10 protein-coding genes are annotated in these 12,110 nt (G+C 43.2%); 6 read left to right on the forward strand and 4 right to left on the reverse strand.

The annotated features are described in order from the left end of the window. The first annotated feature begins 118 nt into the window (after nt 1-118). The 3 genes from AC59IL_RS19320 to AC59IL_RS19330 all read left to right on the forward strand — a co-directional run bounded on the left by AC59IL_RS19320 (nt 119) and on the right by AC59IL_RS19330 (nt 6,027). Nucleotides 119-2,869: a glycoside hydrolase family 2 TIM barrel-domain containing protein gene (locus AC59IL_RS19320; RefSeq protein ID WP_496553826.1), complete on the forward strand. Its 2,751-nt coding sequence runs from the start codon at nt 119-121 to the stop codon at nt 2,867-2,869. 20 nt (nt 2,870-2,889) lie between these two features. Further along, complete coding sequence (locus AC59IL_RS19325; RefSeq protein WP_496553827.1) at nt 2,890-4,962, forward strand: beta-galactosidase; 2,073 nt, start codon at nt 2,890-2,892, stop codon at nt 4,960-4,962. A 72-nt stretch (nt 4,963-5,034) separates the two neighbouring features. After that, complete coding sequence (locus AC59IL_RS19330) at nt 5,035-6,027, forward strand: MBL fold metallo-hydrolase (protein ID WP_496553828.1); 993 nt, start codon at nt 5,035-5,037, stop codon at nt 6,025-6,027. 6 nt (nt 6,028-6,033) lie between these two features. Here AC59IL_RS19330 and AC59IL_RS19335 read toward each other — a convergent pair whose 3' ends face one another. After that, nucleotides 6,034-6,699, reverse strand: coding sequence for a hypothetical protein (locus tag AC59IL_RS19335; RefSeq protein WP_496553829.1), 666 nt, complete (start codon nt 6,697-6,699; stop codon nt 6,034-6,036). Nucleotides 6,700-6,880: 181 nt separating this feature from the next. Here AC59IL_RS19335 and AC59IL_RS19340 point away from each other — a divergent pair, with 181 nt between their 5' ends. The 3 genes from AC59IL_RS19340 (at nt 6,881) to AC59IL_RS19350 (ending at nt 10,308) form a co-directional block, all read left to right on the forward strand. Continuing rightward, nucleotides 6,881-8,011 (forward strand): flavin-containing monooxygenase, encoded by a 1,131-nt coding sequence (locus AC59IL_RS19340; RefSeq protein WP_496553830.1) that lies wholly within the window; start codon nt 6,881-6,883, stop codon nt 8,009-8,011. 172 nt (nt 8,012-8,183) lie between these two features. Next, nucleotides 8,184-8,693 (forward strand): hypothetical protein, encoded by a 510-nt coding sequence (locus AC59IL_RS19345; RefSeq protein WP_496553831.1) that lies wholly within the window; start codon nt 8,184-8,186, stop codon nt 8,691-8,693. A 76-nt stretch (nt 8,694-8,769) separates the two neighbouring features. After that, entirely contained in the window at nt 8,770-10,308 is a 1,539-nt protein-coding gene (locus AC59IL_RS19350) for a carboxylesterase/lipase family protein (RefSeq protein ID WP_496553832.1), read from the forward strand. Here the strand turns inward: AC59IL_RS19350 and AC59IL_RS19355 are convergent. The 3 genes from AC59IL_RS19355 to AC59IL_RS19365 all read right to left on the reverse strand — a co-directional run bounded on the left by AC59IL_RS19355 (nt 10,297) and on the right by AC59IL_RS19365 (nt 12,014). Further along, nucleotides 10,297-10,848 carry a DinB family protein gene (locus AC59IL_RS19355; protein WP_496553833.1) on the reverse strand — a complete coding sequence of 184 codons (552 nt, stop codon included), beginning with the start codon at nt 10,846-10,848 and terminating at the stop codon, nt 10,297-10,299. The genes AC59IL_RS19350 and AC59IL_RS19355 overlap by 12 nt on opposite strands. A 168-nt stretch (nt 10,849-11,016) precedes the next feature. Beyond that, the gene (locus AC59IL_RS19360; RefSeq protein WP_496553834.1) at nt 11,017-11,769 is read right to left on the reverse strand and encodes a hypothetical protein; all 753 of its coding nucleotides are present in this window, start codon (nt 11,767-11,769) and stop codon (nt 11,017-11,019) included. A gap of 122 nt (nt 11,770-11,891) precedes the next feature. Continuing rightward, on the reverse strand, nt 11,892-12,014 hold the full coding sequence (locus AC59IL_RS19365; protein ID WP_496553835.1) for a hypothetical protein: 123 nt from the start codon (nt 12,012-12,014) through the stop codon (nt 11,892-11,894). Nucleotides 12,015-12,110 lie beyond the last annotated feature (96 nt).

The raw sequence follows: 12,110 nt of genomic DNA on the forward strand, positions 1-12,110 counted from the left end.
GTCGGGAGCCTTTTCTTAGCGTTCTTAGAGATCGCGAAGCGATCCTCTTTGCGCCTTAGCGCCTTTGCGCGAAATAAAATCCGATTGTATCTTAGCGCCCTGGCGCGAAAATTATGTTATGAAAAAAACGATTGTCTTTACCTGCTTCCTGCTTGCGTTTTGTATTTCTTTCAGTCAGCAAACGATCGTTCAATATTTATCCGGCACCGATAAAGACCATACGGTAGCGTGGGACTTTTTTTGCACGGAAGGCAGCAACAGCGGTAAATGGACAAAAATACCTGTACCCTCCAACTGGGAAATGCAGGGCTTTGGTACCCTGAATTATTCGCACGATAAAAACAATACCGGTGAACAGGGAATGTATAAATATAAGTTTACCGTTGATGCAGCATTGAAAGGTAAGCGCGTATTTATTGTTTTTGATGGCGTAATGACAGATGCCGAAGTTGCCATAAACGGTCAGGCTGCCGGACCTGTTCACCAGGGCGCCTTCTACCAGTTTAAATATGATATTACACCTCATATAAAATTTGGTAAACAAAACCAGCTCGAAGTAAAAGTAAGTAAGCACTCAGCCAATGAATCGGTTAATCGGGCCGAACGCCAGGCCGATTTTTGGGTGTTCGGCGGCATTTTCAGGCCTGTATATCTTGAAATTGTTCCACCTGTTTTTATTGAACGGGTAGCGATCGATGCAAAAGCCAGCGGCGAATTTTCGATGCAGGTTTTTTCAAATGCCGATGCCAATACACAAACCATCGAAGCAAGGGTAGAAGAGCTGAAAGGAAAAATGGTGGAGGAACCATTTACCGAAAGACCGGGTGTAATAAACGAATTAAGACATCCCTTTAAAAATATCACCACCTGGAATCCCGAGCAACCTTATTTATATAATGTGATCGTGTCGATAAAAGACAATGGCAAAACCGTTCACACCATCAAACAACGCTTTGGGTTCAGAACGGCAGTGATGAAACCCGGTGATGGTTTTTATGTGAATGATGCAAAAGTGATATTTAAAGGCGTGAACCGGCACAGTGAATGGCCCGAAAGCGGACGCACCCTTTCGCGCAGCATTCATTTAATGGACATTGGCCTCATAAAAGAAATGAACATGAATGCGGTTCGTATGAGCCATTACCCACCCGATAAGGAATTTCTTGACCTGTGCGATTCGCTTGGGCTTTTTGTACTGGATGAATTGACCGGCTGGCAAAAAGCTTATGATACGGTTACGGCAAAGCGCCTCGTGAAGGAACTGGTGGTGCGCGATGTGAATCATCCCTGTATTGTTTTATGGGATAATGGCAATGAAGGTGGCTGGAACAGGAGCGTTGACAGAGATTTTGCTTTATATGATCCGCAACAACGATGGATTATTCACCCCTGGGAACGTTTTGATTATACCGACACCAAACATTATCCTGAGTTTAATTATATAACCAACTCGGTTTTGTATGGCACCGATGTTTTCTTTCCCACCGAATTTATGCATGGCTTATTCGATGGCGGTCATGGCGCAGGGTTAGATGATTACTGGAACGAAATGTTGAAACATCCGCTGGGAGCGGGCGGCTTTTTATGGTGCCTGCACGATGAAGGCGTTGTTCGCAAAGACCGGCACGATAGCATTGATGTGGCCGGTAACCAGGCGCCCGATGGCATTGTTGGTCCGCATCGCGAAAAGGAAGGAAGCTTTTATACCATCAAAGAAATATGGAGCCCTATACAAATTCCCTTACAAAAACTACCGGTTGATTTTAATGGGAAATTGCCTGTAGAAAACAGGTACTTATATACCAGCCTGCAACAATGCCGGTTTGTGTACAAGCTCGTTCAGTTTGTAGCGCCTGCCGATACGTCGCGAACTGAAATTATTATTGCTACCGGTAATGCAACTGCTCCGGCATTGAATCCGGGCGAAAAAGGTTGGCTCAATTGTCAGTTAGACACCAATTATAAAAAGGCCGATGCTTTATACCTCACAGCTTATGGGCCCGATAACAATGAAGTGTTTACCTGGAGTTGGGCGATAACCATGCCCTGGCAGATGGTTGTTAAAAATTGGAAGATTGCCGATACATCCGGTTTTATTACCAGCGAAACCGGCGACCTGTTCACCATTACTTATGATAGCATATCCTACACTTTCAATACAAAAACAGGCTTTTTGCAAAATGTAAATAATGGAAAAACCAGTTTTTCATTTGCCGGTGGTCCGTGTTACACCGGTGGCCCGCAGCAATTAATTGCATTTAATAAAAAGCAAATAGAAGGCGCCTATATTATTGACCCGGTTTATAAGGGCGATGAATTATTTTCGGTGCGATGGTTGTTTGAACGGGGCCAACTGCCGCGCATGATATATATTTATGATGCTAAAAGTGAAACCGATTATACCGGCGTTACCTTCACATTTCCCGAAGAAAAAATTACGGGCATGAGATGGCTGGGCCGCGGTCCTTACCGGGTATGGAAAAACCGGTTGAAGGGACAACGCCTGGGCATCTGGCAAAAGAAATATAATAATACCGTTACCGGTGAAAGCTGGAATTACCCCGAGTTTAAAGGATGGCATTCGGAATTGTATTGGGTAACCATACAAAACAAGGAAGCTGATTTTACCATCTATTCAGAAGTAGAAAACACCTTCCTGCAAATGCTGCAACCTGCGCGGCCTGCTGCAGCGGGTAACGATAATACCAGTCCGCCGTTTCCCGGTAACTACATTGGTTTCTTTAATAATATTAGTCCGATTGGTACCAAATTTAAACCCGCAGCAACCATGGGCCCGCAAAGTCAAAAGAACCGCCCGTTAAATGGACCTGTTCGCGGATGTTTGATGTTTGATTTTCGTATTCATTAATGAAGGAAATTTTCATGGTTATGATAAGAGTTTCATTTTTTGTTGTTATAAACATATTGCTTTGCGTTCAACGATTGGCTGCACAGGCCCAGCCCGATAAATTGTTATTTGGCGTTGCCTATTATGATGAATACATGCCTTATGAACGGCTCGAAAAAGATGTGCAGATGATGAAAGACGCGGGCATTAACGTAGTGCGCATTGCCGAATCAACCTGGAGTACCGAAGAACCGCAGGAAGGTGTGTTCGACTTCAGCCATATCGACAGAGTGTTAAATGCCATGAACAAGGCCGGTATTAAAGTAATTGTAGGAACACCTACCTATGCCGTGCCCACATGGCTTGTAAAAAAATATCCCGATGTGTTGGCCATTACTCCACAGGGCCCCAACCGCTACGGCACCCGGCAGAATATGGATATTACCAACAAACATTTTTTGTTTTATGCCGAACGCATCATCCGGAAAATAATTGAGCACGTAAAAGATCATCCGGCTGTAATAGGTTACCAGGTCGATAACGAAACCAAAGCGTACAATACTGCCGGTCCCGATGTGCAGCAATTATTTGTTCAGTACATGAAGCAAAAATTTGTTTCACTCGATAGCATCAACAAAGCGTTTGGCCTCGATTACTGGAGTAACCGCATCAACAACTGGGACGATTTTCCTTCGATGACCGGTTCTATCAATGCAAGCCAGAATGCCGAGTTTGCGAAATTTCAGCGTAAGCTGGTTACAGATTACCTCGCGTGGCAGGCTACTATTGTAAATGAATACAAGCGTCCGGGCCAGTTCATCACCCAGAATTTTGATTTCGACTGGAAGGGACATTCATACGGAATACAAACTGAAGTAGATCATTTTGCTGCTGCCAAAGCATTGGATATTGCAGGCGTAGATATTTATCATCCTTCGCAGGATGCTTTAACGGGAACAGAGATTTCATTTGGCGGTGATGTAGCCCGGTCTATGAAAGGAGGAAAGAACTACCTGTTACTCGAAACCGAAGCACAGGGTTTTCCTGCATGGGTGCCTTATCCCGGTCAGTTACGTTTGCAGGCATTCAGTCACCTCGCCTCCGGGGCCAATATGGTTGAATACTGGCACTGGCATTCTATTCACAATTCATTCGAAACTTATTGGAAAGGATTGTTAAGCCACGATTTTGAGCCTAATCCTACTTACGAAGAAGCCAAAACAATCGGAAAAGATTTTCAGCGATTGAGTGCGCATTTGTTCAATCTTAAAAAAACAAACAAAATAGCTATATTATTCAGCAATGAAGCATTAACTGCCTTTAACCAGTTTAAACCCGGCCGCGAAAGCTACAATGACATCCTGCGCAATATGTATGATGCATTGTATCGCATGAATGTGGGCGTTGATTTTGTAGATCCCACCAGTAAGAATATTGAAGACTACAAGCTGTTGATCGTTCCTGCCTTATACGCAGCGCCGGATAGTTTGCTCGAAAAATTAAACCGTTTTGTAAAGAACGGCGGACATATTGTGTATACATTCAAAAGTGGATTTTCTGATCAAAATGTAAAGGTGCGATCCAGCCGCCAGCCGGGGATCATCGGCGAAGCATGTGGCATTTATTATAATGAATTTACCAATCCGCAGAACGTATCGTTAAAGAACGATCCTTTTCAGGTTGGTAGTGATAATAATAAAGTATATACCTGGATGGAATTAATTACGCCTACTACTGCGCGTGTACTGGCATACTACGATCATCCTGTTTGGGGGCAATATGCGGCTGTAACCCAAAATGCATATGGAAAGGGAATGGCCACCTATATCGGTTGTGTAACAAGTAATGCTGTTACTGAAAAGATAATGGAAAATACCCTGAAATTAGCCGGCTTATGGGGCAAAGACCAGGAGCTGAAATATCCGGTTATTGTTAAATCGGGTTTGAACCAGCAGGGAAAAATCATTCATTATTATTTCAATTATTCGGCGCAGCCGCAAACATTTGTGTATCCATATAAAAAGGCAACCGAGTTATTGAGCGGCTCACCGGTAGCTACTCAAAGTACCAATACCTTGCCGCAATGGGGAATAAAGATCATTGAGGAGCAGTAATGGTTCGTTCGTTTACGATTGTGATAAACAAAAACAAGGAAAAAGATGTTTGTTTGTATATAACACTTTACTATGGAATTTTTGCACCCCGCCATCAAAAACGGAAAGAAGTATCAGAACCCGGTTCCAACAGATGTAATGTCAGGAACAAACATGCTGCAGGTTTTCTGGGAGTACTACACCAACAAGGCCGAAACTGTACCCAAACGAAAATTAGGACCTTTTACCACCGATACATCAGTTTATGCAACGGCACCGGCAAGCGGACTGCGCATCACCTGGCTGGGACATTCGAGCCTGCTGATTGAAATGGATGGCATACGCATATTGACTGATCCTGTGGTGAGTGAACGCGCATCGTTTTCTTCTTTTGTTGGCCCGAAAAGATTTTTTGCCGCACCACTGGCGATAAAAGATCTGCCTCCACTGGATGCTGTTATTATATCGCACGATCATTACGATCATCTCGATAAAGGGGTGATAAAACAATTTGCAACATCTCAGGTTCCGTTTTATTGTTCCTTAGGTGTTGCCCCTTATCTTATGCAATGGGGCATTCAAAAAGAGCGAATCACCGAAATGAACTGGATGGATAAAGTGGTTATTGCCAATAGTTGCGAAGTAACGGCCCTGCCCACCCGACATTTTTCGAGAAGAAGTTTGTTCAACCGGTTCGAAACCTTATGGTCGTCGTTCGTTATTAAAACGGCTGGCCATAATATATACTTTGGCGCCGATTCGGGATGGTTCGAAGGGTTTAACGAAATTGGTGAAGTGTATGGTCCGTTCGATCTTACGATGCTTGAGATTGGCGCCTATAATAAGAACTGGACCGATATTCACATGGGGCCTGAGAATGCGGCAAAAGCACATCTGGCCTTAGGTGGCAAGCAGTTGATGCCCATCCATTGGGGCACATTTAACCTGTCGCTGCATGCGTGGAGAGAACCCGTTGAAAAGATATTGGAACAGGCTGCCACACAGAACATTCAATTGTTATTACCAAAGCCGGGCGAGCCAACTAACGTAACCGGTAATACGTATAATTCAGGATGGTGGGTGTGATTGTCTCTATGAATTAATTCTGATATAGAATAAAATAGTGCCTGTTATAACGCAAAGCACACTTAGTATCATCATATTTCGTCCATGCTTAAGGTCTGCTTTCGAATACATTTTCACAATTTGTCCATCTGATAAAGTATGTTTGGCATGAACAATAGACAGCCCTGCAAAAAATCCGATGGCGCCGATAAAGAAGTAAGTGGTAAGGCCTGTAAAGCAGGCAAAATATCCAACGAAGATCCAAATTTTATCCAGCTTAGCCGGTGTATTCGAAACGGCATTATTAACAGGGGCAGCAACAGCAACCTGCTCTCCGGTGTTTTTTGATAGCAGCGTGGTGGCTACCTGAATGTCGTAAGCATTCCAGCCGGTGGGATCGTAAAGCATTTCCTGAAGTTCTGTAATTGAAGAAGATTGCAGATAATGCTCAAAGCCCGGTTGCTCCATATCTGCGTTTGCCTGGTTGGCCAGCAATGTATGAACCTCGTTAAACCGGTTGCCGGGAATTCTTAACACGAACATAGCTTCAATATTCTCGCCAATGTAAACTTTGTCGAGTTGGTTCACCTCGTGCTCGAGCGTATAAGGAATATTGTGTTGTTGTAAAAGCGTTATCAGAAACTGAGCATTCTCCGGGGTATAGAATTTCGAGTAGATAGCGTATTGTGACATAATAAGGATGTAGGGTATTGCCACAAGATACAGTAAATTTTAATATATAGGTAGCCTGTAAAATCAGGTATTTTCCGAAAGCATTTTACCGGTTCTTAAAAAATATAGGTACCGATGGCTGTTATGTTTTGTATTCTTGTTAAATTGGGAATAAACACTAAGGGGAATTTACATGCTGCCAATGAAACAAACCAACACGTTGATTGTGGGCGCCAGTATATCGGGACTGGCATCCGCCGCATCTTTACAAAAGCAGGGCATTGAATATATTATAATTGAAAAGCATGATCAGGTAGCTACCCCCTGGCGCAATCACTACCAACGCCTGCATTTGCATACCAACAAAAGAATGTCGCAATTACCCTATAAAAAGTTTGGAAGCGAATTACCCCGGTATCCTGCGCGGCAGCAGGTTGTGGATTATTTAGAAGATTACCGGAAAGCATTCAATATTCAGCCCGTTTTTAATACACAGGCAACAGCTATAACAAAAGAGGGAGATCACTGGATTACACAAACGAACAATGGCGCCTTCAGGTCGAAATATGTGATAATGGCTACAGGTCCTTATGGCATGCCGAAGCCCGTTCAGTTCAAAGGCATGGAAACATTTGCCGGAAAAATAATTCACAGTAGCGAGTACAAAACGGCCAAAGATTATACAGGGCAAAAAGTGCTGGTGGTAGGTTTTGGTAATTCGGCCTGCGAAATTGCGATTGACCTCGTTGAGCAGGGAGCGAAGCCTTTTATGTCTGTTCGTTCGGCAGTAAATGTAATTCCCCGCGATGTGCTTGGAATACCGGTGCTGGAGCTGAGTTTATTAATGAACTTTTTATCGCCCCGTACAGCCGATACACTCAATGCCCCTTTGATAAAGTTGCTTGTGGGCGACATTACAAAACTCGGACTTAAACAAAAGGAGTACGGTCCGCTTGAGCAGATTCAACGCGAAGGAAATGCCCCGGTATTGGATATCGGAACTATTAATCTGATTCGAAAAGGATATATCAAAATTCTGGGCGACATCGATCACATCGAAGGCAGCATGGTACATTTTACAGATGGTGAAAAACAATCATTCGATGCCATTGTTGCCTGCATAGGGTACAGCCGCGAAGATGCAGAAATTGTAGCGGTAGATAAAAGCCGGTTCGACGACCTGCGGGTAAGCGTTGACAAGCAAAAATATTTTGGTAAGGATGGGCTGTACTTCTGTGGGTATTGGGTTAGTCCGACCGGCCAGATACGTGAGATAGCGAGGGATGCGAAGAAGATTGCGAGGGATATTGGGGGGAAGGAGAAGTTGGGATGAATGAAAGCCCGGGAGGGCTTCAATGTCAATAGCTCCGGGTGAAACCCGGGGAACAAAAGCGTGTTGAGAGCAGCCCCTACGGGGCTGAATGTTTTTAATGAGAAAAGGTTGAAGGTGTCGCCTGTGCAACGAAGCCCCGCTATCATATGTCATGCAGGTACAAACCTAACGTATGAAAAGCATATTTACTGTTTATGCCCTATTGCTGGTATTTGCCCTTGCCTCCTGTAAGAAGGATACAACTCCCTACAGCAAGGAATATGATTCAAGCTATCATGCATGGCTCGATTTTAAAGCCGCTTCCGGCAATTCGTATAGTTACGAGGTGACCACCAGTTCATGGGTTGGGTACAGTACAGAAACAATAATTACCGTAAAAGGCGGAAAAGTAGTTGAACGTTCCTTTGTGGCAAAAAGGTATGATAATGGTTCCATTATTATTACCGAAGAGTGGAAGGAAGATGAGACACAGCTTGGTACACATCAGAAAGGCGCATTGTTGCAAACGCTGGATGACATATATACCGAGGCCAGGAACAACTGGTTATTGAAAAGGGATGATGCTGAGATTTTCTTCGAAACAAAGAATAATGGAATGATATCTTCCTGTGGGTATGTGCCCAAAAACTGTGCAGATGATTGTTTTATGGGTATTACGATTGGGTATATAAAAGCGTTGTAGAGTTATTCGAACAAAACTGAGAAGTATATCGATCCGGCAAATTATCTTCGCTAAATAAACCAGTCAACCGGATTGTATGAAAAAACTATTGCTTCTCACCATATGTCTTGCGCAATTCATGACAGCCACTTTTGCTCAGCAAAAAAAATCTACTATAAAAAATACACAGGTAAAAGTTGTTAGTGGTATTATTGAGGGTAATCTGGAACAAACGGGTATCGTTTCGTTTAAGGGAATACCCTATGCGACCCCGCCTGTTGGCGACTTGCGTTGGAAAGAACCCCAACCGGTGCAAAGCTGGCAGGGTGTGCGGGCGGCGAAGAATTTTGGTCCGCGTGCCATGCAGCCGCCCATTTTCAGCGATATGGTTTTTCGCTCGAACGGCATGAGTGAAGACTGTTTGTATTTAAATGTATGGACACCGGATACAAAGGGAAAATTGCCGGTGTTAGTATATTTCTATGGAGGAGGATTCGTTGCAGGTGATGGTTCAGAGCCCCGTTACGATGGGGAAAGTATGGCGCAGAAAGGCATCGTAGCGCTAACGGTTAACTACCGGTTAGGTGTGTTCGGGTTGCTGGCCCATCCTGAGTTAACAAAAGAATCGCCACACCAGGTTTCGGGTAACTATGGTTTGTTCGACCAGGCAGCTGCGCTGAAATGGGTAAAGGAAAATATTGCCGCCTTTGGAGGCGATCCCAATAAAGTTACCATTGCCGGAGAATCGGCCGGTTCCATTTCGGTAAGTGCGCAAATGGCTTCGCCATTGAGCAAAGGTTTAATTGCCGGTGCTATTGGCGAAAGCGGCTCTTTGTTAGGCGCCTTACCGCCTATTGCCATGAATAAGGCAGAAGAAAACGGTGCACAGTTTGCGAAAGCTGTTGGTGCTAATTCATTGGCAGAACTGCGAGCGTTGAATGCAGATACATTGGTAAAGATGGCAACCAAATATGGACCTTTTCGATTTCCAATGACCATTGATGGTTACTTCTTTCCCAAAGACCCGCTTGCTATTTACCAGAGTGGCGAACAGGCGCATGTGCCATTGCTGGTAGGCTGGAATTCGCAGGAATCGGGTCCCCAGGCCATCATGGGTGGTTCATTCACGAAGGACAATTTTGAAAAAGCAGTACAACGGTTATACGGTGATAAAGCTGCCGAAATATTGAAAGTGTATGCAGTAAATTCAGATGAAGATGCAGAACAGGCCGCTACCGACTTAGCGGGTGATCGTTTCATAGGTTTCAGCACCTGGCGCTGGACCGATCTGCAAACAAAAACAGGAACAAAACCCGTATATCGTTATTATTATACGCATCCGCGTCCACAGGCAAAAGGGGCATCGCATTCAGCAGAAATTGAATATGCCATGGGCAACTTATCTACGAACAAAGTATTCGCATGGACACCCGATGATTATAAAGTATCGAACATTATGCAGCAGTACTTTGCAAACTTTATTAAAACCGGCAATCCCAATAGTTCAGGTTTACCAAAATGGCCGGCTACCAACAGCAACCCTGTTGTTCCTGTAATGCATATTGATGTGAATGCACGGGTGGTGCCGGGGACGAAGGATGTAAGGTATGAGGTGCAGCAGCGGTTAGGGCAGTAGGTCATCTTCAGCCTGAGAAACCCAATCAGGCGCCTGATTGATCGACTGCCTTAAAAGCAAATTCAACTGCGCTGCGTGATGTTGAACATGCCGCAAGTTGTAGAATAAGATTTCCAATATTGAATAGTTCATGGTGATCGAAGCCGCTAAATCCAGATTCATATCGCCCGACTCATCTATCCATTTTTCATTCAGTTTTTCTTCTGTGAGGTTGGCGATTACCGCACGACACTTTTCACGGCTTGCTTTTAGATAATCGAGCATTTCCTTTTTACTGTAAATGCTGTTGGGTACCACATCGTCAATAGCGTCTTTAGGTATGTGATCAGCATCAGTAAGGGTGTAGGGTAGAGGTGGTGAAAAGTTTTTCGGAGGAATGGTAAGGTAGTAATCCAGAAACACCGCGCAATGATATACCATATAATAAAACTTTCTGTTGGTATTCCAGTGATCCTCCGGGCAAAGACTAATAGCGTTTGCAAGCATGTCGATGCTGGCGGCGAAATTTTTCCAGAGTGTTTGTTTTAGGTTGGTGAGCATGGTGTTGCGTTATTCAGCATAAAGTTATGAAGATGCCTGTATAATGAAAGCTGTCGGGATATGACCCGGCACATTCTCTTTACTTGCAAATAATAAAGAATTTATGTTGAAAGCCAATCTTCAAAACTTGTTTATAATGATTAAGCAATGGAACTTTTTTCAAGCTCTCTAATCCCTGTAGCCCAACCTATACTCTCCCCACCTCCCTCTTACCAAAACACTCAAATATACCATATCCGCCTTATGCACATACCGCGCACGTCCTCTTTCAAAACTTTTTAAGTCATTATTGTCAATTGGAAATTGACCGGTAATTTTTCGTTCTACCAAGTCAAAAATCTTTATATTATCCTGACAAATTAAAAGCACTGAGTCTTTTATTCCGCATTCACTGATTATAAATTTTTCGTCTTCAATTTCGTCATTGATTTTTATGTAAGTTTCACTGTCTGATAAGTAGCAGTAGATGTCATGTTGTATTACTTTGTCATAACCATTATCATAAAACACAACTCCATTGAAATTCCTCGGAACGAAACAAATGCCCTTCAGTTTATTTTGAATTTTGGAACCAAAGATTGTTTTTAATTTACCCGTGGTGATATCGTATTGAAGGACCCTGTCTCCAAGATTTATTATTGTAAAGTAACATGATTTTGAATCGACTGACCAGGGATAGTATGATAATTGTCTGATCGGATCGCCTTTTTTATATTCCCAAATAGTTTCTCCGGAGCTTACTTTTATTATTTTACCATAATGCCATGAGTCTCCATGAGGATACTCTCCTGCATATTCTAATTGTAATTTATATTTTCTATCTAATGAAAAACAGCTGTCTTCATGCGGTTCCCAAAGATTTTCGGCGTAAAGATTGAGTTCTTCCCGATAAGTTTTATCGTCAATTTTGCGTAGCTCCATGTTGGTTGGTCTAAAGATTGTAATACTACTATTCCTTCTTTTTAATCAAAAACTTTTTTGCAACTAATTTTTTTAAGATAATCAAAAAAACGTACGCCTGATAGAAGACCACTGGAATATCCCTAAAAACAAATGTCTTTTCCCATATCACTGCCATATCCCACCCATATCCATCCCATATATGTTCCATATCTATCCCATATCAGTCCCATATCCAACCCATATGCGCTCCTTACCTGCTCCATATAATTGCCATATCAGTTGCTTATCAGTGCCATCTGTTACTTATATAAAGACAGCATTATACCCCACATCCACCCGCGACAGAAACGTCAAAAGGG

The sequence above is a fragment of the Niastella sp. sgz303648 genome, from assembly GCF_059587045.1.